General features: G+C 43.3%; 26 protein-coding genes and 2 pseudogenes. 15 read left to right on the forward strand and 13 right to left on the reverse strand.

Features of this window, described 5'->3' with window-relative positions:
- From Phpb_RS26915 to Phpb_RS14345, 4 genes and pseudogenes are all read left to right on the forward strand, one after another.
- Positions 1 to 958 (forward strand): annotated as a pseudogene (locus tag Phpb_RS26915) (hypothetical protein); the annotation flags it as partial.
- A complete protein-coding gene (locus tag Phpb_RS14335) occupies positions 948 to 1,148 on the forward strand; it encodes a hypothetical protein (protein ID WP_036783417.1) in 201 nt (66 codons plus the stop codon). The pseudogene Phpb_RS26915 and the gene Phpb_RS14335, both read left to right, overlap by 11 nt.
- 262 nt (positions 1,149 to 1,410) lie before the next feature.
- A pseudogene (locus Phpb_RS14340) lies at positions 1,411 to 2,121 on the forward strand (DUF637 domain-containing protein); the annotation flags it as partial.
- Positions 2,108 to 2,377 (forward strand): hypothetical protein, encoded by a 270-nt coding sequence (locus Phpb_RS14345; protein WP_036813717.1) that lies wholly within the window; start codon positions 2,108 to 2,110, stop codon positions 2,375 to 2,377. The pseudogene Phpb_RS14340 and the gene Phpb_RS14345, both read left to right, overlap by 14 nt.
- Before the next feature lie 1,130 nt (positions 2,378 to 3,507).
- On the opposite strand, the gene Phpb_RS14350 is transcribed toward Phpb_RS14345, so the two are convergent.
- From Phpb_RS14350 to ompR, 10 genes are all read right to left on the reverse strand, one after another.
- Positions 3,508 to 4,251, reverse strand: a complete 744-nt coding sequence (locus Phpb_RS14350) for an amino acid ABC transporter permease (RefSeq protein WP_065390932.1) — start codon at positions 4,249 to 4,251, stop codon at positions 3,508 to 3,510.
- Position 4,252: 1 nt separating this feature from the next.
- Entirely contained in the window at positions 4,253 to 4,990 is a 738-nt protein-coding gene (locus tag Phpb_RS14355) for an amino acid ABC transporter permease (protein WP_065390933.1), read from the reverse strand.
- 81 nt (positions 4,991 to 5,071) lie between these two features.
- Positions 5,072 to 5,908, reverse strand: a complete 837-nt coding sequence (locus Phpb_RS14360; protein WP_065390934.1) for an ABC transporter substrate-binding protein — start codon at positions 5,906 to 5,908, stop codon at positions 5,072 to 5,074.
- A 151-nt stretch (positions 5,909 to 6,059) separates the two neighbouring features.
- Entirely contained in the window at positions 6,060 to 6,779 is a 720-nt protein-coding gene (gene phoU / locus Phpb_RS14365) for a phosphate signaling complex protein PhoU (protein ID WP_065390935.1), read from the reverse strand.
- A gap of 14 nt (positions 6,780 to 6,793) precedes the next feature.
- A complete protein-coding gene (gene pstB, locus Phpb_RS14370) occupies positions 6,794 to 7,570 on the reverse strand; it encodes a phosphate ABC transporter ATP-binding protein PstB (protein ID WP_036813691.1) in 777 nt (258 codons plus the stop codon).
- A gap of 26 nt (positions 7,571 to 7,596) precedes the next feature.
- Positions 7,597 to 8,481: a phosphate ABC transporter permease PstA gene (pstA, locus tag Phpb_RS14375; protein ID WP_065390936.1), complete on the reverse strand. Its 885-nt coding sequence runs from the start codon at positions 8,479 to 8,481 to the stop codon at positions 7,597 to 7,599.
- Position 8,482: 1 nt separating this feature from the next.
- Positions 8,483 to 9,439, reverse strand: coding sequence for a phosphate ABC transporter permease PstC (gene pstC / locus Phpb_RS14380; protein WP_036813685.1), 957 nt, complete (start codon positions 9,437 to 9,439; stop codon positions 8,483 to 8,485).
- Between the two features lie 148 nt (positions 9,440 to 9,587).
- Complete coding sequence (gene pstS / locus Phpb_RS14385; protein WP_065390937.1) at positions 9,588 to 10,628, reverse strand: phosphate ABC transporter substrate-binding protein PstS; 1,041 nt, start codon at positions 10,626 to 10,628, stop codon at positions 9,588 to 9,590.
- 215 nt (positions 10,629 to 10,843) lie between these two features.
- Complete coding sequence (gene envZ, locus Phpb_RS14390) at positions 10,844 to 12,175, reverse strand: two-component system sensor histidine kinase EnvZ (protein ID WP_065390938.1); 1,332 nt, start codon at positions 12,173 to 12,175, stop codon at positions 10,844 to 10,846.
- Positions 12,172 to 12,891, reverse strand: coding sequence for an osmolarity response regulator transcription factor OmpR (gene ompR / locus Phpb_RS14395; RefSeq protein WP_046396395.1), 720 nt, complete (start codon positions 12,889 to 12,891; stop codon positions 12,172 to 12,174). The genes envZ and ompR overlap by 4 nt, the downstream gene beginning before the upstream one ends.
- Positions 12,892 to 13,813: 922 nt before the next feature.
- Here ompR and greB point away from each other — a divergent pair.
- The 5 genes from greB to Phpb_RS14420 all read left to right on the forward strand — a co-directional run bounded on the left by greB (position 13,814) and on the right by Phpb_RS14420 (position 20,357).
- Positions 13,814 to 14,287 carry a transcription elongation factor GreB gene (gene greB, locus Phpb_RS14400; RefSeq protein WP_065390939.1) on the forward strand — a complete coding sequence of 158 codons (474 nt, stop codon included), beginning with the start codon at positions 13,814 to 13,816 and terminating at the stop codon, positions 14,285 to 14,287.
- Positions 14,288 to 14,793: 506 nt separating this feature from the next.
- Positions 14,794 to 17,118, forward strand: a complete 2,325-nt coding sequence (locus Phpb_RS14405; RefSeq protein WP_065390940.1) for a Tex family protein — start codon at positions 14,794 to 14,796, stop codon at positions 17,116 to 17,118.
- 391 nt (positions 17,119 to 17,509) lie between these two features.
- Positions 17,510 to 17,743 carry a ferrous iron transporter A gene (gene feoA, locus Phpb_RS14410; RefSeq protein ID WP_065390941.1) on the forward strand — a complete coding sequence of 78 codons (234 nt, stop codon included), beginning with the start codon at positions 17,510 to 17,512 and terminating at the stop codon, positions 17,741 to 17,743.
- 52 nt (positions 17,744 to 17,795) lie between these two features.
- A complete protein-coding gene (gene feoB / locus Phpb_RS14415; RefSeq protein WP_065390942.1) occupies positions 17,796 to 20,108 on the forward strand; it encodes a Fe(2+) transporter permease subunit FeoB in 2,313 nt (770 codons plus the stop codon).
- Between the two features lie 9 nt (positions 20,109 to 20,117).
- Positions 20,118 to 20,357, forward strand: coding sequence for a FeoC-like transcriptional regulator (locus Phpb_RS14420; protein ID WP_065390943.1), 240 nt, complete (start codon positions 20,118 to 20,120; stop codon positions 20,355 to 20,357).
- 106 nt (positions 20,358 to 20,463) lie between these two features.
- Here the strand turns inward: Phpb_RS14420 and Phpb_RS14425 are convergent, their stop codons facing one another.
- Positions 20,464 to 21,642, reverse strand: a complete 1,179-nt coding sequence (locus tag Phpb_RS14425) for an MFS transporter (protein WP_065390944.1) — start codon at positions 21,640 to 21,642, stop codon at positions 20,464 to 20,466.
- Between the two features lie 293 nt (positions 21,643 to 21,935).
- Between Phpb_RS14425 and Phpb_RS27265 the strand changes: the two genes are divergently transcribed.
- Entirely contained in the window at positions 21,936 to 22,145 is a 210-nt protein-coding gene (locus tag Phpb_RS27265) for a FeoC-like transcriptional regulator (RefSeq protein ID WP_165603300.1), read from the forward strand.
- A 28-nt stretch (positions 22,146 to 22,173) separates the two neighbouring features.
- On the opposite strand, the gene Phpb_RS14430 is transcribed toward Phpb_RS27265, so the two are convergent.
- Positions 22,174 to 22,449 (reverse strand): damage-inducible protein J, encoded by a 276-nt coding sequence (locus tag Phpb_RS14430; protein WP_065390945.1) that lies wholly within the window; start codon positions 22,447 to 22,449, stop codon positions 22,174 to 22,176.
- Positions 22,450 to 22,720: 271 nt separating this feature from the next.
- Here Phpb_RS14430 and Phpb_RS14435 point away from each other — a divergent pair, with 271 nt between their 5' ends.
- Together Phpb_RS14435 and Phpb_RS14440 are read left to right on the forward strand one after the other, a co-directional pair.
- A complete protein-coding gene (locus Phpb_RS14435; protein WP_065390946.1) occupies positions 22,721 to 23,137 on the forward strand; it encodes a hypothetical protein in 417 nt (138 codons plus the stop codon).
- A gap of 11 nt (positions 23,138 to 23,148) precedes the next feature.
- Positions 23,149 to 23,463, forward strand: coding sequence for a type II toxin-antitoxin system RelE/ParE family toxin (locus Phpb_RS14440; RefSeq protein ID WP_065390947.1), 315 nt, complete (start codon positions 23,149 to 23,151; stop codon positions 23,461 to 23,463).
- An 81-nt stretch (positions 23,464 to 23,544) separates the two neighbouring features.
- On the opposite strand, the gene bioH is transcribed toward Phpb_RS14440, so the two are convergent.
- Positions 23,545 to 24,321 carry a pimeloyl-ACP methyl ester esterase BioH gene (gene bioH / locus Phpb_RS14445; RefSeq protein ID WP_065390948.1) on the reverse strand — a complete coding sequence of 259 codons (777 nt, stop codon included), beginning with the start codon at positions 24,319 to 24,321 and terminating at the stop codon, positions 23,545 to 23,547.
- A 39-nt stretch (positions 24,322 to 24,360) separates the two neighbouring features.
- Between bioH and gntX the strand changes: the two genes are divergently transcribed.
- The 3 genes from gntX to glpE all read left to right on the forward strand — a co-directional run bounded on the left by gntX (position 24,361) and on the right by glpE (position 26,267).
- Entirely contained in the window at positions 24,361 to 25,044 is a 684-nt protein-coding gene (gene gntX, locus Phpb_RS14450) for a DNA utilization protein GntX (protein ID WP_036815094.1), read from the forward strand.
- A 59-nt stretch (positions 25,045 to 25,103) separates the two neighbouring features.
- Positions 25,104 to 25,679 (forward strand): Fe-S biogenesis protein NfuA, encoded by a 576-nt coding sequence (gene nfuA, locus Phpb_RS14455; RefSeq protein WP_065390949.1) that lies wholly within the window; start codon positions 25,104 to 25,106, stop codon positions 25,677 to 25,679.
- Between the two features lie 252 nt (positions 25,680 to 25,931).
- Positions 25,932 to 26,267 (forward strand): thiosulfate sulfurtransferase GlpE, encoded by a 336-nt coding sequence (gene glpE, locus Phpb_RS14460; RefSeq protein ID WP_065390972.1) that lies wholly within the window; start codon positions 25,932 to 25,934, stop codon positions 26,265 to 26,267.
- Positions 26,268 to 26,274 lie beyond the last annotated feature (7 nt).

A 26,274-nucleotide genomic window follows, 5' to 3' on the forward strand; every position in this document is an offset into this window, starting at 1 on the left:
ACTGGCCGCGATAACATTGGATAAAACATTCAATGATCCAATGAAAATTCAGGCGGGCGGAAAAATCATCGGCAGCGTCGCAGGCGCCATTGCGACCAACAGCGCCAAAGGGGCTAACAGTGGGGCTAATGCCGGAGAAATTGTTATTCTCTTTAACCACCTGAACTCCATGAATGCCTACAATCTGGTCAGAGAACTACAGGAAGCCAATAAGCAAGGAACGCCTACCGAAGCAATCTGGAACAAATACAACAAACTGAGCGCCGCGCAACGGGCAGAAATGTTATCTCACTGTGCCGGGAATGGTGGGTTATGCACACTGACCTATCAGGCCGAAATGGAAGGTGGAACAAAAACAGCGGATGCTATTAGTGGCTTAAGATGGATGTTTAACTTATCGGCTGAGGATGCCCATCGTATCAGCCAGTTTGTGACGACAGAAAACCAGAACGATTTAGGGCTGTTATATAACTCGCTGCCCGCTTGGGAAAAAGGTGCACTAATAGCCAAAGAGGCCGTAGAATCTGCCGGTATTGGTGGTGCTATCGGCGGTAAAGCTTCAGTTGCTTCGATTGTTGGAGGAAATAAATCAACTAACATAGGGAAAGAAAGTAATGTACGTATTAATAGTGAATCATCTGTAAGACCAAATAATCAGGTAACTATTCCTAAGTCACGAGTTGGACATATTTTCCGCAAAGCGGAAGGACACATTGCTGATACTCCTGAAAACAGAAAATTAATATTGGATGTTGCAAATGATAAAACGGCTATTTTAGGTGGTGATCGTTATGGTAACAGTTGGTCTGCACGCACGTTGCCGGATGGAACTCAAGCTTGGGTTCAAACTCGTGGGGATACAGTAATAAATGCTGGGATAAATAATCCACCTAAATCATATGACCCTCAAACAGGACTATCTTCACTAAAACCAAGAGGTAGTAAAAATGGACAATAAGATGATTACAATAGAACAAGCTTACAAAGCTATGTTTTATTTTTTGGAGCATGAATACGAATTAACGAAGTCAGATGATATCGGTTGTTTATTGGGATCAATGGATTGGACGATCTGGGATGATTCAATTGGCCCAGCAGACCCAGCTATGTGGGAAGATTGGCTAGCCGCAGTTAAACGGACTTTATAATAGATTAGATCCCGACCAGAGAGTCGGGCTCTTTCCCTTCTTTGAATCTAGTTGTTTTGCAGTCATTACGATTACGGTGGCTACAGTGATAGAGGGAAGTTACCGCCAGCACCGCCGCTACCATCGGTTCCGTGACTTATGGCGCGAAGGCTTTAGCCTTAGTCGGAAAGAGGATAACGTCAAATGGATATAAGGTTCCCAATGGTTCTGAAAATGTAATTGCTAAAAGTAGGTTTAGCTCATCCAATAGTTCAGTCGCGCATCAATCTGGAACAAATACAACAAACTGAGCGCTGCGCAACGGGCAGAAATGTTATCTCACTGTGCCGGGAATGGTGGGTTATGCACACTGACCTATCAGGCCGAAATGGAAGGTGGAACAAAAACAGCGGATGCCATCAGTGGTCTGAGATGGATGTTCGGCCTGTCAGAAGAAGATACCCATCGTATCAGCCAGTTTGTGACGACAGAAAACCAGAACGATTTAGGGCTGTTGTATAACTCGCTGCCCGCTTGGGAAAAAGGTGCACTAATAGCCAAAGAGGCGGTAGAATCTGCCGGTATTGGTGGTGCTATCGGCGGTAAAGCTTCAGTTGCTTCGATTGTTGGGAAGAACCGTAATGTTGGCAACACAGTAGGTTCAAGCAAAACGAAAGAAACTCAGATATGGACAGAGACAAAGAAAAAAGAACCTGTAGCAAATGCTTATGGTCACTGGGATAAACATAAAAATGAATTCCCTGAATATCAAAATTCAAAACAATATGTCGAAGCCACCCATGACTTTATTAAAAATCCTCCAAAAGAAACTTTAATCAAAACCCGAGCTAATGGTGATACCTTGTATTACAATCCAAAAACAAATATTTTTGCAGTAAAAAATGTGGATGGCGTCCCGAAAACAATGTTTAAACCAAATCCAGTAGATCATGGATATGAAACAAATTTGGATTACTTCAATGCACAAAAATAATAGATTGTATGTATGCCGTGTGTGTGGCGCAGAACAGTTAGATCCTCCGTGGGGTGCAGATGGTGACTCACCAACATTTGATATCTGTGACTGCTGTGGTGTGGAGTTTGGCTACGAAGACGCTACTTTAGCAGCATTAAAGAATTACAGATCCAAATGGTTGGATAAAGGCGCAAAATGGAACTCTGAAAAATCCAAGCCAGAAGATTGGTCGCTAGAGGAGCAGATATCAAATATACCTAAAGAATATTTGTAAAATTTAAGAGCTTGCAAATGGATCTGTGTGCTCTCTTATCAATGGAATGATTATCCTCCCGTGTTAGCAATATGCTAACACGGGGAATTTATAGCCCATCATATCAGCCAGTCGGTTGATTATTAGGAAGAATAAACAACCTTATCAGCCGAATAAGGGTGCTGTTGGTAATATGGCAGAGTTTTTTAAACAACAAAGAATCACTTTCTCTTTTTACTGGTTTTCCCTTTTTTAGCGATCGCAAGCTGCTTTTTTTCGGTGATTAGCCAAAAAACATACCCCTCATTAATGTCAGATTTTTAAAAGGTGAAGAGTGATTACCCCTCCTATTCACGGCTATGTTTAATGCATGTATCGGAGGTTATTACCTCAGTTAATGTCACATTTACCTAGCCTACCACCACCATTTAAAAGCACAAATACAGAAATATTAAATTTTTTATTTAAGATTTAGATTTAACTATAAGTGTGATTTTTTAAAATAACAGTTAATTGCATTTAATCGAACTCCATTAACCGTTAACAAATAATTGAAAAGAAATCACAACAAAAATAATATCATCCACACAAATTGATGTTTAAACGCTCTCTGCGTTATTTTACAAAGCCAGCCATAAAAACAACATAATAAAAAACGGGAAAAACGGTTAATCTTGCATGATTTAAGCCCTGAAAAAAGGGAATTATCCGAAAGATAACAAAGGGGTTTCTTTATATCATCAAGCTATTTACCAGTTGATTTATAAAGATAAAAAGCGAGGCTATTTAAATGTAAAACACAATATCCCATGATGATTAAAATTAATAAAGATCAGATGTTAACAGTGGTAAAAATCCGGTTAAAACCTGATGCCGATTAAAACCAAAGGTTAAAATAATGGCTTTTCATAACAGTTCAAAACCTGACTACTATAAAACCATTAGTGAAAAATGAGAAAAAACTGACTTTATTAATTCTTTTTTATCCGTAAAAAGACGGATGAAAATGTGAATCAGATAATCAAACAATATATTTAAAAAAATGAGCCGACTTTAATAATGTTTTTAACCGGCGAATAAATTAACATTAACAATCTCCCTATCATTAGAATAGGGAGATTATATCTTAGATAATTAAGTAAAAAGAAAAACTAACATTGGGGAGCCAAGACTAATTTTTCTTTTCGCCAGAAACGGAAAAGAGATATTTTCCTACGTTGTAGAGTGAAGCGACGAACAAGATAGTTTGCTGTCAATTCCAGAGCCAAACACATCACGAAATAAATTAACGCGACAAATAAAAAGACTTCTGTCGGGTAAACCATGCTGCGGTTATTAACCTGGGCCGCCAGAAATGACAGTTCCGCCACACCAACGATATAAGCCAAAGAGGTATCTTTTATCAGCGCAATCCACTGATTAATAAAGGAAGGCACCATCATACGCAATGCTTGTGGCAACACAATGTACCAAAGCACCTGCCAGCGATTGAAACCTAATGATAGCCCTGCTTGCCACTGACCGGCGCCAATCGCAATAATCCCCGCTTTCACCCCATGAGCCAAGTAAGCCGATGTGATCAACGCCAGAGCGCAAACCACCGTGGTAATTTCTGGAATTTCCATACCGAGCATCACCGGCAACAGGAAGTAAGTCCAGAAAATCAGCATAATGACGGGAATTGCCCGGAAAAAGCCCAATACTGCCGCTAACAGGTTAACCCAAAATCCTTTCAGCATTGCCAAAGCAATACCGGCAACTGTACCCAATACAATTGAAATCGCCCCGGCTGTCAGGCTAATAATCAATGTCAACGCCGCCCCTTCAAGAGGACCATCCGGGAATGTACCTAGCAGTAGATAACGCCAGTTTTCTATAATGACTGAAAAATCCATTTTAATGTCCTCTCGCTATAGCTTGTTGTTGACGCCATTGCCCCCAACCTTCCATGACGGCAATGGTAGCGATATACAGCACCGTCGCCACACCAAAGGCTTCAAATGTTTTCAATGTTTCGGTCTCTACTTGACGGGAAGCATATGACAACTCAGCCACGCCAATTGCCATTGTCAGTGACGAGTTTTTCACAATGTTCATATATTGCCCTAACAATGGCGGCGTCGCGATCTTCAACGCTTGCGGCAACACCACATAACGCATTGCCTGCCAGCCAGTAAGTCCCAATGCATGAGCCGCATATTTTTGCCCGCGCCCTATCCCCTGAATACCAGCACGTAGCTCTTCCGCCACGAATGGCGCTGAATAGAGGGTTAAACCAATAAACCCAGCCAAGAATTCGAATGAAGGCCAAGACAATGGTAGACCTAATAGATTGATTTCATGAGGCGTGTTCAGCCAAAGCATCACCTCTTGCGGCAGTATTTGCCCTGAGGCGAAGTACCAGAAAAACAGTTGCACCAGCAAAGGCGTATTGCGAAATAACGTGGTGTAAGCGGTTACCGACCAACGGAGAATGTTCAGTTGGCTATCACGGGCAGCCGCCAATACAAACCCTAGCAAGGTGGAAGCGACAACGGTACAAGCGGATATCCACAGCGTAATCAGGAAACCCTGCCAAAGCCACCCCAAATATTGGGGAGCAAGCAACTGTTCTGTAACAAATAATTCAAACATATCTTACGATTACCCGGTATTACCAATGACAAAGCCCCGCAACAAAAGGCGAGGCTAAAATTATCAAGGACTTACTACTCATTAGGACTTAACTTGCTGCTCCAACGGCGCAAACTTAAAGTCACCTCTCGGTTGAGCTGATTTGGTTTCCGGGCCAAACCAACGGTTATAAATTTCCGCCGCTTCACCCTCTTTTTCCAGTTTCAGCAAAGTTTGGTTCACCGCTTCAACCAAGCGCTCTTGTCCTTTCGCCGCAGCCACTGCCTGATATTCACGGGTGATGCTAAAAGGAGAGATCTCAAATTCAGCTTTTTGCGCTTCCGGTACATTAGCCAGCAAACCGACTAACTTAGCGTCATCCTGCGTGATGGCCTGCACATTGCCGTTACGTAGCGCAGCAAAGGCCAGAGGCGTGTCGTCATAAGAGATCACTTTGGCTGTCGGATAATGTTCACGCAGTGTAATTTCCTGTACTGTTCCTTTATCAGCACCGATACGTAAGTTTTTAATGTCTTCGGGAGATTTTAAAACACCTTTACGGGCAATAAATTTTTGCCCAGTGGCAAAGTAAGGGATTGAGAAATCAACCTGTTTTGCACGCTCATCAGTGACGGTAAAGTTGGCGGCAATCAAGTCAACTTTCTTGGATGCCAACAGAGGTAAACGGTTTGCCGGGTTAGTTGGGCGCAGCTCTAATTTAACACCCAAGTCATTGGCAATCGCGTTTGCGATATCCACATCATAACCCGCCAGTTTTTTGGTTTGTGGATCAATAAAACCAAACGGTGGATTACTGTCGAAAACAGCGATCCGCACTGCTCCAGCTTTTTTAATATCATCCAGTTTATCCGCCTTCGCGGCGCCGGTAACCAGTGCTAACCCGGCCAATAACGTCGTAATAAGAACGCGAGATTTCATTAAACACCCCTGACGGTAATTAATTCTTTATTAATCATCACAAGCTATCAATTTCACTATAGTGCATGAAATAATATAAATAACTATATTTATAACTATTAAGAATTATTAGCAAAAAAATGCCGGCAATAATACCAGCATTGTCAGCAAGTTACTTGTTATCTTTCGTCAACAGCTTTTCCAGTTCATCACCACCTACATGCCGGAAATCCTGCCCTTTAACATAGTAGAAAATGAATTCACAGATGTTTTGACAACGATCGCCAATGCGTTCAATAGAACGGGCGCAAAGCAGGACGGTTAGTACACTTGGGATGGTTCGGGGATCTTCCATCATATAAGTCATAAGCTGGCGGACCACACCTTCATACTCTTTATCCACCTTTTTATCTTCATGATAGATACGAATCGCTTCTTCCACATCCATACGGGCAAAAGCGTCTAAAACATCATGCAGCATTTGGATGGTATGGCAGCCAAGAGACTCCAAGCTAACCAACAGGGGTTGATGCTGATGTGAGAATTTCTCAAGTGCCGTCTGGCAAATTTTATTTGCCACATCACCAATTCTTTCCAACTCAGCAATGGTTTTCGAGATTGACATAATTAGCCGCAGATCACTGGCCGTTGGCTGGCGCTTAGCAATGATGCGAACACACGCTTCATCAATCGCCACTTCCATCATATTGACCTTATGGTCATCCTCAATCACTTCACGCGCCAATGCGGCATCCTGATTATGCATCGCGGTAATCGCTTTGGTGAGTTGCTCCTCCACCAGCCCACCCATTGCCATCAGTTCGGTACGGATATGTGCCAGTTCAGCGTTAAACTGACCAGAAATATGCTTATTGAGATTCAGATTGTCCATGTTACGCCCCGTAATCAACCATAACGACCAGTAATATAGTCTTCAGTTTGTTTCATTTTTGGTGTGGTAAACAATGTGTCTGTATCACTGAATTCAATTAATTCACCAAGGTACATAAACGCAGTGTGGTCTGAACAACGCGCGGCTTGTTGCATATTATGCGTCACAATCACCACGGTATATTCAGATTTCAATTCGCTGATCAACTCTTCAATACGACCAGTAGAAATCGGGTCGAGGGCTGAACAAGGTTCATCCAACAGTAAAACCTCTGGACGGATCGCAATACCACGCGCAATGCACAAACGTTGCTGTTGCCCGCCAGATAGACTGTATCCGCTCTGATATAGCTTATCCCGGGTTTCATTCCATAACGCCGCTTTCGTCAAAGCCCACTGAACACGTTCATCCATTTCCGCTCTGGAGAGTTTCTCAAACAGACGAACACCAAACGCGATATTGTCGTAAATAGACATCGGAAATGGCGTTGGTTTCTGGAATACCATGCCGACTTTAGCTCGTAGTAGCGCCACGTCCTGTTTATCAGTCAGGATATTATTGCCATCCAGCAAAATTTCACCTTCCGCCCGCTGTTCGCCATACAGTTCATACATTTTGTTGAAAGTCCGTAACAACGTAGATTTACCGCAACCCGACGGGCCGATAAAGGCAGTCACTTTATTCTTTGCAATATTCAACGTTATGTTTTTCAGCGCGTGAAATTTGCCATAGTAAAAGTTCAGATTGTGAACCTGAATTTTGCTGCTAGCGATATCATTAACTATGCTCATTTACTTCTCTCTGTTGAAAATATCCGTCAGTGCTTTTTCTTGGCAAATAACACACGCGCCACAATGTTAATCAGCAATACACACAGGGTTATCAATAATACGCCGGCCCACGCCAGTTGCTGCCATTCGGAGAATGGACTCATGGCAAATTTAAAGATGGTAACCGGTAAGTTAGCAATTGGCTGGCTCAGATCAGTACTCCAGAACTGATTGGAAAGAGAGGTAAACAGCAATGGCGCCGTCTCTCCGGCAATTCGGGCAATGGCCAGCAGTACACCGGTGATAATGCCGGATACCGACGCTTTCAACGTAATGGCTGAAATCATCTTCCACTTCGGTGTGCCTAAGGCATAAGCGGCTTCGCGCAGGCTATCAGGCACCAGTTTTAACATGTTTTCGGTAGTTCTGATCACAATCGGCACCTGTAACAACGCCAAAGCAATCACCCCCGCCCAGCCGGAAAAGTGCTGCATTTTCGTCACAACAACGGTGTAAACAAATAAACCAACGACAATAGAAGGGGCTGATAGCAAAATATCGTTTATAAAGCGGATCACCTCTGCCAGCCATGAACGACGACCATATTCCGCTAAATAGATACCCGCCATGATCCCCAAAGGCGTACCGATAACTGTCGCCCACAGGATCAATAATCCACTACCGACAATGGCATTTGCCAAGCCGCCGCCTTCCGTATTTGGCGGTGGCGTCATTTCGGTGAACAACGCCAATGACATGCCGTCGAAACCTTTGGTGACGGTCGAAAACAGAATCCACACCAGCCAGAACAGACCAAACAACATGGTCGCCATTGATAACAGTAGAGCGAAGCGATTTTTTTGACGACGCCATGCCTGTTTACGGCTACGGGCATCTGCATCAGTAGGCTTTTGTCTATCTATGGTTGCCATATCAGCGTCCCTCATTCTTCGCCAGACGCATAATCATCAATTTCGATAACGCCAGCACAATGAAGGTGATTACAAATAGAATCAGACCAAGCTCCATCAATGCGGCGGTATGTAAACCAGACTCCGCTTCCGCGAATTCGTTCGCCAGCGCGGAAGTGATGCTGTTACCGGGCATAAACAGTGAAAAACTGTCGAGCTGGTAGGTATTACCGATGATAAAAGTCACCGCCATCGTTTCCCCCAACGCACGACCAAGGCCCAACATGACACCACCAATTACCCCGTTTCGGGTGTAAGGCAACACGATGTGCCAGATAACTTCCCAGGTCGTACAGCCGATACCATAAGCGGATTCTTTCATCATCACTGGTGTTTGTTCGAAAACATCACGCATAACCGAGGCGATATAAGGAATGATCATGATAGCGAGAATGACGCCTGCGGCCAGAATACCGATACCAAAGGCAGGGCCGGAGAATAATTCGCCCACAATCGGCATACTGCCGAGGAGATTGCCGACAGGCTGCTGGAAATAGGCGGCAAATAGCGGCGCAAAAACAAACAACCCCCACATGCCATACACAATACTTGGGATGGCGGCCAGTAACTCAATGGCAATACCAAGCGGACGCTTCAGCCAGTTAGGCGCCAGTTCCGTTAGGAACAGAGCAATCCCAAAACTGACAGGCACGGCGATAATCAACGCAATCAGCGAAGTCACCAATGTACCGTATATCGGTATTAAAGCGCCAAATTGCTCTGCCGGGGCATCCCACGCTTCCTGCCAGAGGAAAGAGATGCCGAACTGCTGAATACTAGGCCAGGAGGCAATAATCAGCGAGATAATGATGCCTCCTAACAAAAATAAAGTTATCAGCGCAGCTAGCCTAACCAGTGCGCCGAAAATAATATCGCCATTTTTACTGGGTGCTTTCATTGCCGTTTTTTGTTCGGCCATAGAGCTTATTCTCATTCGGGGTTAACTCCCCCCTTAAATGGGGGGAGAAATTAAAACAACAAATTTAATCGATATTTAAAGCGATCGATATTTAAAACGATCAACAGTTAAAACCATCGATATTCAAAACCATCGCTATCAACACGACTTAGTACAGGGCCTTGCCATTGCTATCTTTTATCTGCGTTTTCCACGCGGCACGCACTTGCTCAATCACCTCTTTGGGCAGGGTGGCATAATCCAGATCGTTTGCCTGTTGACTGCCTTTCTCATAAGCCCAATCAAAGAATTTCAATACTTCCGCCCCTTTCACTGCATCTTTTTGCTGTTTATGAATCAGAACAAATGTGGTGGAAGTTATCGGCCACGCATTTTCACCTTGTTGGTTTGTCAAATCCTGAGCAAAGGTTTTATGCCATTCCACTTTCTTCGCCGCGGCACTGAAACTCTCTTCTGTCGGGCTAACCACATTACCGTTAGCAGATACCAGTTTGGTATAAGCCAAATGATTCTGTTTCGCGTAAGCATATTCAACATAACCAATGGAACCCGTCAGACGCTGAACAAACGCGGCGACCCCATCATTACCTTTACCGCCTAAACCAATAGGCCAGCTTACGGTGGAACTGGCGCCAACTTTTTCTTGCCACTCTTTATTCACTTTAGAGAGGTAGCTAGTAAATACAAAGGAGGTACCGGAACCGTCAGCACGACGTATCACAGCAATATCTTGCTCCGGTAGTTTGACTCCCGGATTTAATTGCGTAATTGCTGGATCATTCCACTTTCTCACTCTACCTAAATAAATATCAGCTACAGTTTTACCATCCAGTGTCAATTCACCGGCTTTAATCCCTGGGATATTGACCGCCAGTACCACCCCACCGATGACTGTCGGGAACTGAAACAGGCCATCAGCAGTTAACTTTGCATCGGATAAAGGGGCATCGGAAGCACCGAAATCAACGGTGTTTGCCAGAATTTGTTTTACGCCGCCGGAAGAACCGATGCCTTGATAATTGACTTTATTACCTGTCTCTTTTTGATAAGAATCCGCCCACTTGGCATACACCGGTGCGGGAAATGTCGCACCTGCCCCGGTTAAGCTAGTGGCAGCAAATACAGACAAGGTTGTCAAAGAAAACGTCGCTGCCATTATGCCGGCTACGGTGGTACGCATCAGTTTCATAATCCCTCCTAATGGGATATTGAGAATCAACAAAGAAATCTATTCGTCAAATTCAAAAAAGGTGCAGGAGGGAAAATAGGTTAATTTAATTACAGCAAAATGTCTCAATTATGACATTTTTATGACAGCACAATCGGCACTTAGCCTGAGACTGACATAAAACTGTCATCTCCACACACCGTTAAAATCGAATATAGGAGATGATTATCAAGCCGTTAAAAATTATCTTCCACGACAGGAATACAGACACGGATAGATAATCCCCCTCTAAGGCTGACGCCCATTTCAATTTTTCCATCATGAGCATCAATAATTCGCTGAACAATCGCCAGACCTAACCCTGTTCCACTGCTGCTGCGCGCTCTTTCGCCGCGAACGAATGGCTGAAATAACCGCGGCAAATCTTCTTGCTTAATGCCGGCTCCATTATCTTCGACCTGAAACCAGGCAAATTCATTTGTCTGACCACTACTCACTTTAATCCAGCCGTTACCATAACGATTGGCATTTACCAACATATTAGCCAATGCTCGTTTAATAGAAATCGGATTGGCGTTAACGGTTATTGGGTTAAGAGACAGATGGTTTTCAATATCCTGTTCATAACCATTCTCCGCGGAAATAACCTCTTTAAGAATAGCGTTCAGTTCGCAGAACTCCATTGGCATCTCTTGCCCGGTACGGAGATAATCAATGAATTGTTCAATAATCGCGTTACACTCTTCAATATCTTTATTGATAGATTCAGACAGATAAGCATCTTCCTTGCTCATCATTTCTGTCGCCAGTCGAATACGTGTCAGCGGAGTACGCAAATCATGGCTTACGCCAGCAATTAATATCGTCCGGTCACTTTCCAATAACTTTATCCCGGCGGACATTTGGTTAAATGAGCGAATGGCTGCGCGAACTTCCAGAGAACCCGCTTCCCGCACCGACGGCATCATAATACCTTTACCTGTTTGCCTGGCCGCATACTCCATTTCCAGTAAAGGCCGGTTTTGAAAACGGATATAGAGCCAGATACAACCAAATATCAGTAATAGAATTGCCAGTGTATAGCGGAAAATAGGCGAGAATTGATTTTGTTCGATCTCAGTCAGAGGAACCCTGACCCAAATATCGGGGGCTAAATAGGAATTAAGCCAAAGTATAGGGCTATCTGTGTTTATTTCCAGACGAAGATCAGCCTTGCCGCCAAGGTATTCGCCCATCTTTTCACTCAAGAAATCATAACGTCTGGCCCAACGTAAACCTTGTATCTCCGCGTCAGATTCAGAATAGAGCGTAATACCCAATTCCTGATAAATCTCCCGGCGAACTACCGGCGATATCACCAGAAAAGAGCCATCCTCCAGCTTTAACTTTTCAGCCATTAAGGTACGAACTTCATACGCTAATACCTTATTGAATTGCTGCAAGCTTGGCATGATAACGAAATTCACAACAACCAAGTAGCTGGTTACCAGACTGATAAACAGCATAGCCATAATCAGGAATAAAATATGGGTAAACGTGCTGCGAGGGGAGAATCGCAATAATCTCATACACGAATTCCGTCAGGCACAAAGACATAACCCAGACCCCAGATAGTCTGGATATAGCGAGGATGCGCAGGATCTTCTTCAATCACACGGCGCAGACGTGAAACCAAGACGTCAATAGATCGCTTCATCGTGCTATATTCCCGGCCATGAGCTAAACTCATCAGCTTATTACGGGACAGTGGCACGCCAGGATAAGAAACCAGTACTTTCAATACGGCAAATTCCCCACTGGTTAATTGAATATGTTCATCTCCCTGAAACATCTCCCGCGTACTCAAATTGAGGCTAAACTTGCCAAAATTAATAATCGCATCATCCTCAGCCGGTAGGCCCAATAACTTATTCGCCTGACGACGTAATACCGCCCGGATACGCGCCAATAGCTCACGAGGATTAAATGGCTTCGGAATATAATCATCAGCGCCAATTTCCAACCCAACAATACGATCTACTTCTTCTCCTCTCGCCGTCACCATAATAATCGGTACCGGATTACTTTGGTTTCTCAGCCTTTGGCAAACAGAAAGCCCATCCTCTCCGGGTAACATTAAATCCAATACGATTAAGCTAACAGGTTCCCGTGTCAGTAAACGGTCCATCTGCTCCGCATTAGCGGCACTACGTACCTGAAAACCTTGTTCTGTCAGATAACGCTCTAATAACGTTCGTAAACGCATGTCATCATCCACCACAAGGATCTTGTTATCTACTTGCATTATCAAACTCCAAAAAACACTACATGCTTTGATAAATTTATCATTTTGAAAGAGATTAACCCAAAGATAGAAACCAGATATCTGTATTTTGAGACTATTCCTAATAGGACTTATTTTCACTGTTATTAATTATAATGATTAATTTAGTGGTTTATTACTGACAACGAGAACACAGTAATTCACTGTCAACTATCGAATTTCTACCGTTATTTCGCCATCCGCCAACCTATCAATTAGCGCCCTGGCTACCGGCAAATCGATAGAAAACCATGTATTAGTTGGATTAAATTCATCAGGCAGACTAAACGAAAATTGCCTTTCGCTGCATATTACCTTCTTACCTCCGCCACAGTTTTCGGCTTTTCCTTACTAACGAGGATCTGGATCGATCATGTCCAGCTCACCAACGTTTGGGCAAGAAACCACTCGGCAGTCGATTTTTTGTCACCTTTCCTTACTATAGTAAACAATTTCGCTTGTTTTTTCTCCACTTAAACCTTAATAGCCTGTCTCATCACCAACAAGATTCACTGCATACATACTATTCAGTACACAGAATCATAAATTATATGATGAACACTATAAATATTAGAGCCAAATATCATAATGAGTGGACAGGTAAAGCAATCTTGTTACCGATAATGCTAACTCGAAACCGTCTGTTAACCGCTCATCTCTCGTTTTAAACCCGTATTCATCGCAGTGGGAGCCTGTCATATTTGCTGTCATGTAGCCGATAATCCATCAACAGTGGTAAATTTATTCAACCAACGACTACCTGAATGTAACTAATACGTTAATCTTGCAAAACAGTCGGGATTTATTGATTAACGACTAAAAACCGAGTCTTAATTTGACATCTACCAAAATGGGCTGTTTTATACATTTATGAGGTTAACTACGGTATCTACATCAACATAAAATGAAGACTAAACTGATAACCCGCGAAGGCTACAACAAATTAAAGGAAGAATTGGATTATCTCTGGCGTGAAGAGCGCCCAGAAGTGACTAAAAAAGTGACTTGGGCAGCAAGCCTCGGTGACCGGAGTGAAAACGCAGATTATCAATATAACAAGAAGAGACTACGGGAGATTGATCGCAGAGTTCGATATCTAACCAAGAGCCTGGAAGAGTTGCGGTGTGTTGATTATTCCCCCCAACAAGATGGACGAGTGTTCTTTGGCGCATGGATCGAGATCGAAAATGATCAAGGCGAGATTAAACGCTTCCGTATTGTCGGGTACGACGAAATTTTTGGTCGCAAAGACTACATATCAATCGATTCTCCAATGGCCCGGGCTTTATTGAAAAAAGAAGTTGGAGACAGTGCAATCGTTCATACACCAACGGGAAAAGTGTTGTGGTATGTGAACGAGATCGAATATATGAAATAGCCGGTATAACTCAATAAGGTTGGAAGATTAAATAATCTTCCAACCTTAACTAACAAAACAATAAAATTACCTTAAAATAAGATTCATTTAGTTGGTTATAAATATCTAAGCAGGTCAGAACAATTCCATTAAATAAATTCTTCAGGTAATCTCTCCATTTTTAACGAAAGTCAAAAGTAGATTTATCATTCATTATTTTACTGACTTCATGGGCAACACTATGAAGCTCAGATTTTTCCTACTTTAGCTATTCTTTCAGTTGAATTTGTATATTCAGAAACAGCTCATAGCAAGTCCTGCAACACACCTATGGTTCCAGCGATAACTTTTCACATTTGAGTTCAATCGCGGTTGCTATAGCGTAACCGGCAACAAATTCGTTGAATGATATCGTAATACGTCAAAATAAGATTAGACGTAAACTGGAAATTATTCTTCTCAAAACGTATAAAGGAGTTTTGTGAATATTTGAAATTTGAAGCTTATCCACCAGAAGAAAACGCAACATGAATCAATCTCTGAACCAAATTATTGCAAGTGAGCTACAAGCGCAGCCACAACAGGTACTTTCTGCCATTAGCCTGCTTGATGAAGGGAATACTGTCCCTTTTATCGCACGATATCGTAAAGAAGTCACCGGCGGTCTGGATGACACCCAACTTCGCCAACTTGAGACCCGCCTTAGTTATCTACGCGAATTATCGGACCGCCGCCAAACCATTCTTAAATCCATTGACGAGCAAGGCAAACTGACCCCAGAACTGGCCGCAGCCATTAATGGCACTCTCAGCAAAACAGAGCTGGAAGATCTTTATCTGCCATATAAACCGAAACGCCGTACCCGTGGACAAATCGCTATTGAAGCGGGTCTTGAACCTCTGGCGGATTCCTTGTGGCGAGATCCACAGCAAGAACCGGAGCAGGTTGCGGCTACTTTTATTGATCCTGATAAAGGTGTCGCTGATACCAAAGCTGCGCTGGATGGCGCGCGTTATATCCTGATGGAACGTTTTGCCGAAGATGCCGCATTATTGGCAAAAGTACGTGACTATCTATGGAAAAATGCCCATCTGGTCGCTAAAGTCATTGTAGGAAAAGAAGAGGAAGGCGCTAAATTCCGCGACTATTTTGATCACCATGAACCTATCGCACAAATCCCTTCTCACCGCGCATTAGCTATGTTTCGCGGCCGTAATGAAGGCATACTGCAACTTTCCCTAAATGCCGATCCCCAGTTTGATGAACCACCGAAGGAGAGTTACGGCGAACAGATTATTACTCAGCATCTTAATCTGCGCTTGAACAATGCGCCGGCAGATAGCTGGCGCAAAGCGGTGGTGAATTGGACCTGGCGCGTCAAAGTATTGCTACATCTTGAAACTGAATTGATGAGTACCTTGCGTGAGAAAGCGGAAGATGAAGCTATCAAAGTATTCGCTCGCAACCTGCAAGATCTATTGATGGCCGCACCTGCGGGCATGCGTGCGACAATGGGACTCGATCCCGGTCTGCGTACCGGCGTCAAAGTGGCCGTTATCGATGCAACCGGCAAACTGATTGCCACAGACACGATCTATCCACACACCGGGCAAGCGGCTAAAGCCGCTGCAAGCGTGGCAGCATCGTGTATCAAACATCAAGTAGAACTGGTCGCCATCGGTAACGGAACTGCTTCCCGTGAAACAGAACGTTTCTTCGCGGATGTGCAAAAACAATTCTCAGAGATAAAAGCCCAAAAAGTGATTGTCAGTGAGGCAGGAGCATCGGTTTATTCTGCTTCTGAACTGGCGGCACAGGAATTTCCCGACCTGGACGTCTCACTACGCGGGGCAGTCTCTATCGCCCGCCGCTTGCAAGATCCTCTCGCTGAATTAGTGAAAATCGATCCGAAATCCATCGGCGTCGGTCAATATCAACATGATGTTAGCCAGACTCAGCTTGCCAAAAAACTGGATGCCGTCGTTGAAGATTGTGTAAACGCCGTCGGCGTGGATCTCAATACCGCCTCTGTTCCACTGTTAACCAGAGTTGCCGGATTGACCCGTATGATTGCCCAGAACATCGTCAACTGGCGCGATGAGAATGGCCGTTTCAATAACCGTACACAATTACTGAAAGTCAGTCGCCTTGGGCCAAAGGCTTTTGAGCAATGTGCTGGATTCTTGCGGATTAATCACGGTGATAACCCGCTGGATGCATCGACCGTTCATCCGGAAGCTTATCCAATAGTTGAAAAAATCTTGGCCGCCACTGAGCAGAAACTCCAGGAATTGATGGGTAACTCTGCTTCACTGCGTGGGTTGCAACCTCAGAATTTCACCACCGAGCAATTTGGTGTCCCAACTGTGACCGATATTTTGAAAGAACTGGAAAAACCTGGCCGCGATCCACGCCCGGAGTTCAAAACCGCGACTTTCGCGGAAGGCGTGGAAACCATGAATGATCTGCGTCCGGGAATGGTGCTGGAAGGTGCGGTCACTAACGTGACCAATTTTGGCGCATTTGTCGATATCGGCGTTCATCAAGATGGCTTAGTGCATATCTCTTCGCTGTCCGATCGCTTTGTAGAAGATCCTCACACCGTGGTAAAAGCGGGTGATATCGTTAAAGTAAAAGTGCTGGAAGTTGATCTGAACCGTAAGCGCATCGCTCTGACCATGCGTCTTGATGAACAACCGGGAGAAACCCAATCACGTCGCAGTAACAATACGCAAACTGACCGTCGCCCTGAACGTAATGACAGGAACCGTAATACTTCCCGTTCTTCTACCTCAGCCGGAAACAGCGCTATGAGCGATGCACTAGCCGCCGCATTCGGAAAAAAACGTTAAGATTCCTATCGCTGCAATTTCTATCACTATAAACAGATGCACTGCTTCGGCAGTGCATATTTCGCCGTCTCTGTCAGAAAGAAGATTCATGTCAACCTAAGTGATTAAATTAACACCAACAATGAAAATAGGATTAACATTGAAATTAATATTGGTTATTATTCTTATTTGCAATTATTATGAATTGAACTCAAATCATACTTCATAGTAATGAGTATGACTAATTTTCGACATTATACCCTACAGATTTCAAGATGCATCGCGACGGCAAGGGAGCGAATCCCCGGGAGCATAGCGAACTATGTGACCGGGGTGAGTGAGTGCAGCCAACAAAGAGGCAACTTGAAAGATAACGGGTATATCTTACTTATCACACATCCCGGAAGGTTATATGCAACTTCTTCCAGACCATAGTTACAAGATCATTGGCTTTTCTCCGAAGATCAGCCCTGCTTACCGACAAAAATTACTGTCATTAGGTATGTTGCCCGGTTCTTCTTTTCACGTTGTCCGTCTGGCGCCTTTAGGTGATCCGATACAAATTGAGACTCGCAGAGTCAGCCTAATTCTGAGAAAAAAAGACTTAGAATTTCTCACATTAGATGACGCTCAATGCAACGCATAACCCGTTGCAAACAACGAAACGGTTACTCCTAATTTAATCTGGCACCAAAAACATGAAAGCACTGACCATTGGCTTAATTGGCAACCCCAATGCCGGCAAAACAACATTATTTAACCAACTTACTGGCTCCCGACAACGTGTAGGCAACTGGGCTGGCGTTACAGTAGAACGAAAAGTTGGTCGTTTTACCACCACAGAACATAAAATTGAGTTAGTTGACCTGCCGGGAACCTACTCTCTAACCACGATTTCCGAACAAACATCACTGGATGAGCAGATAGCCTGCCACTATATCTTGAGCGGTGATGCTGACATGCTGATTAACGTCGTAGATGCTTCTAACCTTGAGCGAAATCTCTATCTGACGTTGCAGCTATTGGAATTAGGCATTCCATGCATCGTTGCACTCAATATGTTGGATATCGCTGATAGTCAGCGTATCCAAATTAATATTGCCGAACTGGAGCAACGCCTTGGTTGTCCAGTTATTCCAATGGTTTCGACCCGAGCAACTGGAATGAATGAGCTAAAACAGGCGATTGATCGTCATAAACAGAATTCCGGGCAGTCACTGATTCACTACCCTGACTGCCTGTTGCAAGAAGTTGAGACATTATCTGGTGCGATTTCAGACAATTTTCATACTCAACAACGCCGTTGGTTAGCGCTTCAGATGCTTGAAGGGGATATTTACAGCCTGGAACGCTCCGGCCTTGCTACCTCAATGCTGACTGAATCCAAGCAACGCTTGCAACAACAGCAATATGACGAGCCAGAACTGTTGATTGCCGATGCGCGCTATCAAAGCATCAACACATTGTGCATGGCCGTGATCGATACCCAAAAAGCCATGCCGAATAAACTCACCCAGGCAATCGATAAAATTATCCTCAATCGTTGGTTAGGCGTACCTATTTTCCTGGCTGTCATGTATTTAATGTTCGTGCTGGCAATTAATATCGGTGGTGCGTTACAACCTATCTTTGACAGTGGTTCTATCGCGGTTTTCATTCATGGGGTTCAATGGCTTGGTCATACCTTAAATTTTCCTGAATGGCTGACGGTTTTTCTCGCGCAAGGTATCGGCGGCGGTATCAACACCGTTTTGCCGCTGGTACCACAAATCGGCATGATGTATTTATTCCTCTCTTTTCTTGAGGACTCAGGCTACATGGCCCGAGCTGCATTTGTCATGGATCGTCTGATGCAAGTTTTGGGACTGCCGGGTAAATCATTTGTCCCGCTGATCGTTGGCTTCGGTTGTAACGTCCCATCTATTATGGGAGCGAGAACGCTGGATGCCCCGCGTGAACGTTTGATCACAATTATGATGGCGCCCTTTATGTCTTGTGGTGCGCGATTAGCCATCTTTGCCGTATTTGCCGCCGCATTCTTTGGCAAAAACGGGGCGACTTTTGTTTTTTCCCTTTATATATTGGGTATTGTCGTCGCCATTCTGACTGGCCTGATGTTGAAATACACCATTATGCGCGGCGAAGCTTCACCGTTTGTTATGGAGCTCCCGGTTTACCATATTCCACATCTAAAAACTCTGCTTCTGCAAGCCTGGCAACGTCTGAAAGGTTTTGTTATCCGTGCCGGTAAAGTGATCGTTATCGCCAGTATATTCATCGGCGCTCTTAACAGTTTCTCATTCTCTGGTAAGGCGGTGGATAACATCAACCAATCGGCACTGGCTTCGGTTAGCAAGATTATTACGCCAGTATTACAGCCAATTGGCGTTCACTCAGATAACTGGCAGGCAACTGTAGGTCTGATAACCGGTGCAATGGCAAAAGAAGTGGTGGTTGGGACGCTGAATACTCTGTATACCGCAGAAAGCATTACTAATGAGCCGTTTAATGCAAATGAGTTCAACCTGCTTGATGAACTGAAAGATGCGATTGGTGAAACCTGGGATAGTTTAAAAGAGACATTTACTCTGAGCGTGCTTGCCAACCCAATCGAAGCTAATAAAGGCGACGGTGAGATGGATAGCGGTTCTATGGGAACAATGAGCGCCAAATTTGGCTCCGCTATTTCAGCTTACAGTTATCTGATCTTTGTTCTGTTATATGTACCTTGTGTTTCAGTGATGGGCGCGATTGCTCGCGAAACAAGCCGTGGTTGGATGACATTCTCCATTCTGTGGGGACTGAATGTAGCTTATTCAATTTCAGCTTTGTTCTACCAAATGGTGACTTTCTCACAACATCCACAAAGCAGCCTAATTACCATTCTGACCGTCGTCATATTTAACGCGCTGGTGTTCTACTTCCTACGTCGGGCTCGCAGCCGTGTGACAATGAAATTAATCAGCAACCCGGGAAATAGCTGCCACTGCTCCAGTGGAAGCTGTCACTAGGAATTGAAAATGATTAGCCTATTACAAGTAAGGGATGCGGTCGCGCTGAATGGACGGGCAGATGCTAAGTTGTTAAGCCACCAGCTTTGTGCTTCATTATCGATGGTAGAAGCGATGCTTGAACAACTCACCGTAATGGGCAAATTGGAAAAAATTGATGCAACTGCTTGCCTAAGCGGCAGTTGCAAACAATGCCCTGAAACACAGAAATGTGATACGGCGGTTTATCGGATCGCTGGGGAGTGTTAATCATTTAAATCTTTCCCGGCCAAGTCCCAGTTAAGATTGTTATCCCGTGTTTGCTTAGTTTTTCCTTTCAGGTACAAGTCATAGTGTTTTGTATCGATAAAATCTTTTATTTGGACTGTACATACTTATTCCTTTCCTCAGTTACTTTATGCTTTTTAAATAAAAAATATAGGAATATCACCGCAAGCAGAATGCTTGTTAATTTGAAAGTAAACTCGATAGAAATGAGTTTTGCAGTATACCCACCAATAACCGGCATCAAAATTGCCACTACAGATGAAATTTTCTGTATATCTCCAGTCGCTTTCCCTACGTGTTCAAAACCAATGATATTTCTTACGCCGTATCTAATTGCGAAAAATGTGACACCAGAGGCCGTACCAACAAGGAAAACCAACAAATAGTATGTGGCATAATGATGTGTTTTTGCGTCTAAAAAACCAAATCCCCAAAAGGCCACAAAATTAATCATAATGGAAAATAACAAAACATTCTTGGCTGACAATTTTTTAAGTAACCAACCAGAAACTCGTGTTCCTACTATGCCACCAACCCCGAGAAGTGAAATTATGTAACCTATGCTACTTTCATTTTGCCCAATCCTCTCAAAGAAGATACCGAGCATATCGTTGCTAAGAAAAAAGGCTAAGTTTGACAAAGTATAGGCCGAAACAAGTAAATATAAATCCGGTTTATTCTTTAATTGCTGTATGAATGAAAAACGTTCTACAGCAGCAGAACTTACGCTTGCATTTATATCAAGCCGAAAAGTATCATCAAAGTATGATGTCAACATGCCAACCAAATTAAATGTCATTGATAATAACACGACAAACCATAATCCATAGTTCGTGTTTAAATATACAACAAATAAGGGAATAACTATTCTGCTAAAGTTGGTGATATATCCATAAATTTCATAAAATCTTTGAGATTCACTATCATCTACATTCAATTTTGTGTTTGATATTCCAAGCCCACACCGACAGGTTGTTTTGATTAATGTAATAACATAAAGAAATATAATTGGATCAGCTACAGATAAAAAAGGCATGACAATGCCATTAATACAGAACAGCAATGTCCTCCAATTTAGTACATTTCCATTGTCAAACAGCTTGCCGAATAATCCACTTGCCACCAAAAACGGAACAGCGAAACAAGCACCCAATATCCCCATTTCGGATGGAGTCGCATGCAGGCTATATATAGCTATGATGCTTAAAATAGCGTAATCAAGATAAGTATCAAGTTCATGTACACCTATACTAATGTATTTTTTCATTGGTTAATCACCCACATGAGGCTAGCCAGATGTTGATATTTACTTATTTCCCGTGAGGGAATTTAAATATAAGCAACAATCTTTCTCCATGTAAATTAGATGTTAAAGTGAAAATTTTATTATTGTGAAACAACTCATGTTTTTTAACCGCCTAATATCTTCATTATTGCCTTTAAAAATCATTTAAATAGTACCATTAAATTATTGTCTGATTTATTTGAGATCATTCAGACTGGGCTTTCTCGTTTGATTTATACAGAATTATTACTTTTATTCCCTGATTTTTTAACCGATTGATTAGAATAACCTTTATCAGCAACAGCCAATATAGCTTCCACTGTTCAAGTGGAAACTGTCACCATAAAGGGATACTTGAACAAATCACCGTAATGGGCAAACTGGAAAAAGTCGATGCAACTGCTTGCTTAAGCGGCAGTTGCAAACAATGTTCTGAGGTACAGAAATGTGATACAGCGGTTTATCGGATCGCTAGGGGATACTAATCCTTTAATTATATTGGTGTTATGCGTTTCATTTAGCTCTTATTGCAGCTTTCTTTTCTTCCATTCGCAATTTTGCTTTTTGACGAGATAAAAATTGTGATTCGCCTGCCGCTAACTTTTCAAAGGCAGTATCGACTTCTGTCTTTAACCATTGCTCATGTTCACCTAATTTGCGTTGTCCTTCTGCAAGACTCTCAACAAATCTCCTACATACATCGCTGAGTGTTACACCTTCTCTCTCTGCTGATTGTTGAGCCAGCTTTTTAGTTTCATTACCAATGCGGAACTGAATACGAGATTCCATAAAAAACTCCTTCTAAGAGTGCACCGATGTTAGCACAATTGTGATGACAAAAAGTTATTTTTCACATTATTAGAGGAAAAAATCTAGTTCTACAATTTTAAATATTTCTAATTTATTGAATTTAAAAAATTTATTTTTCCACTCTAGTAGATTACATTTGGATTCTTAGAGTATTAGTACACAAAATTACAAGATTAATTACCATACAAATATAGCTCAAAATGAGAAAATTTTTTTATAACATTTATTTATACTCAGAAATGGAGGATTTATGGCATTCAAAAGTCAATTGCAAGAAAGTAAAGTTTCATCTCGAAGAAAATCATCTGCATCTATTGTAGTCTCACAAACCTACAAGCAGTCTACAAACTCTCAAGAATTATCCGTAAGGATTTCGTCAGATGTTATAGATTCAATTAAAACAAAAATTGGTGGAAAGGTTGATGTTTTATACGACCAAGAAGAAGATCTATGGATGGTTAAACCTTGCGGAAATAACGGATTTACTATCTCAGGAAAACAAGGAGCAGCCACTGGATTGGTCCGTTATACATTAAAGAAAGGTCATACGAGATTCACTGAGGAGAAAACACTTCTTCCAATCAAACGAGAATGTGACGAAGACAGCCTCCTATACAAAGATGGAGGAGTCATTTTTAAGTTGGTTATTGAAGACAAAGAAATGTAAGGAGATTCTTCATGGAAGACGATATTTCTCTAGTCTGGGAGCTTGATGCTCTAAATGATCGGGAAAATATTTTTGAGTACCTCTATGAATTCAATCCTATTTCGGCAGATAAGACTGATGAGATTATTGAATCCATCGAAGATATTTTAATATCAAGTCCTCTCGCAGGCGTCTGTAAAGAAGGAGTTAGGGGAAGATGTTTCATACTCACAGCCGTTCCCTTTAACATTTATTACGACTTCGATGGGAGAGTAATCAGAATTCTTCGTGTTCTACACCAGAAACGGCAGTTCCCAAAACTAACCGCTTCTTATGATCTCTGTTAATTCCAGCATAGTCTTCATGTAAAAACTGAACCGTCGCATCATAAGCGACGGGCGCTTTACTATTTTAAGAACTCATCAAACTCACAGCGCTTCTCTACTAACAAATTCAGTCAATAACCCAACAAACTCATCAGGATGAGAAATAAAAGGCGCATGAGCGGCATGACGCATTATAGCTGAAACTGAACGCGGCCATTTTTCATCAAGAATGTTGAGGATTTTTCTTGGCACCAACCCATCCAGATAACCGTAAATCCGCAGGAACGGTATGGCAAGTTCAGCCAAAGGCTCCCTTAAATCTTCGGTACGCAAAATTTCTAGTCCAACATGCAGTACTTCAACAGAAGGCATCGGCTGTGCCAACACAACGGATTTCAGCAGCCGCGCATCCTGACGAGCGCTATCTGTGCCCAACGTCTGTAAAGCAAGAAAACGCTCCACCGTGCGCTGGAAATCTTCACTCAACTGATGTTCGAAATCGCGCAAGACTTCTGGCTTAATCCCTGGCCAGTCACTTTCTGCGCTGAAATGCGGTGAAGAAGCCACAGTAATTAATCCGGCAACCTTATCCTGATGGTCAAGCGCAATCCGGCTGGCAACTAATCCTCCCAACGACCAACCTAGCCATAACGCGTTTTCAGGCGCGTATCGCCAAACTTCATCCGCCATGTCAGCAAGGTTCATCGGGCCATATTTCTGGCTACGGCCATAACCCGGTAAATCCACCAAATGCAAACGAAAATGCGGAGCACATCGCATTTCAATGGAACGCCAAACTTCCGCATTCAATCCCCATCCGTGCAGCAACACAAGATCACGCGAACCTTCATCAGAAGTCTGCCAAAACAGATCAGCCATTGTTATTCTCAACTTTATTTGCCATCAAGGAAGAACTCTATGCTAACAATGGTTGGGTACTGTTGGCTATGCCGTCAGCCTCTTTGGTTTCCACATCATGGAGTATGCAGCTTTTGCAACAAGCGGTTGAAACGATTGACAAACATGTGTCCGTGTTGCGCTCTGCCCTCAGAGCTCCCTTCACTGCCTTGTGGACGCTGCCTCAAAAAACCTCCTCTATGGGAGAATATGATAGCGATTACCGACTACTGCCCACCATTGAGTGGCCTAATTCGTCGCTATAAATATCACAGCACTCCACAACTTGCGTCAGTGCTAGCGCGTCTGTTTCTGCTGCATTGGCAACAGGGCTATCGTGATGGACGATGGCATAAACCCAACATTCTGCTCAGTGTGCCGCTGCATCGGCACCGGCGATGGAAACGAGGATTTGATCAAAGTGTATTAATGGCAAAGCTGTTATCAGAATGGCTACAATGCGATTACCAGCAAAGCTTTCTACAGCGGACGCATGCTACACTACCACAAAGAAATTTATCGGCAGCACGGCGTAAAATTAATCTCAGGAAAGCATTTCAGCTTTGTGGCCCAGTCGCGGGACAACATGTCGCCATACTGGATGATGTGATTACCACCGGTGCGACCATGACTGAGATCTCCCGTTTGTTAATTCGTGCTGGCGCCCGTTCAGTACAGGTCTGGGCGATTTGTCGAACCTTGTAGTCAATACGAGAATGGGCGTATTATAACCAACTATAGTAGTCAACTATTGAGCAAATGATATGATTAATATTACTGAAGCAGCGCAAGCTCATTTTGCCAAATTACTGGCAAACCAAGAACCAGGCACACAAATTCGCGTATTTGTCATCAATCCGGGTACACCTACCGCTGAGTGCGGCGTATCTTACTGCCCGCCTGATGCCGTTGAAGCGACAGACACTGAACTGAAATTTGATCAACTGTCAGCTTACGTTGACGAACTGAGCGCCCCCTTCCTCGAAGAAGCTGAAATTGATTTTGTCACCGATCAGTTAGGTTCTCAGCTAACATTAAAAGCCCCTAACGCCAAAATGCGTAAAGTTTCTGACGACGCTCCACTTGTCGAACGTGTGGAATACGTTTTGCAATCACAAATTAATCCACAATTAGCCGGTCACGGCGGCCGCGTCAGCCTGATGGAAATCACTAATGATGGTTTCGCTATCCTTCAATTCGGCGGTGGTTGTAATGGCTGTTCAATGGTTGATGTCACTTTGAAAGAAGGGATTGAAAAAGAGTTGCTGAACATGTTCCCAGAACTGAAAGGGGTAAAAGACCTGACTGAACACCAACGCGGTGAACACTCTTATTATTAATAACGTATTACTGATCACTTATTACTGATAACAAATTTTCCCGCTCGGATAATCGTCGGGAAAACATTATTACAATAATAATCTAACGGGATAATCTCTATACCCTATGGATTTCAAGATGCATCGCGACGGCAAGGGAACGAATCCCCGGGAGCATAGCAAACTATGTGACCGGGGTGAGTGAGCGCAGCCAACAAAGAGGCAACTTGAAAGATGACGGGTATAAGTTTTCAAGAGCAAGTCAAAACATATATGGAACATTTTCAAACCATCAGCCCTGAGCAGGCTTATCAACACTGGCAGGACAAATCCGCCATTATGGTGGATATCCGCGATCCACAGAGTTTCCGGGCCGGTCACGCCTGTGACGCTTTTCATTTAACCAACGACACATTGAATGAGTTTATGTTACAGGCTAATTTCGAACAGCCGGTTATGGTCATGTGTTATCACGGTCATAGCAGCCAGAGCGCCGCTCAGTATTTATTAAACATCGGTTTTGAAACTGTCTACAGCATTAATGGCGGCTTTGAAGCCTGGCGTAGAGACTATCCTCACGCTGTTGACTCCTTACCTAATCCGGCATAACACATCT

It is taken from the genome of Photorhabdus namnaonensis, assembly GCF_001684335.1.
GTDB lineage: Bacteria > Pseudomonadota > Gammaproteobacteria > Enterobacterales > Enterobacteriaceae > Photorhabdus > Photorhabdus namnaonensis.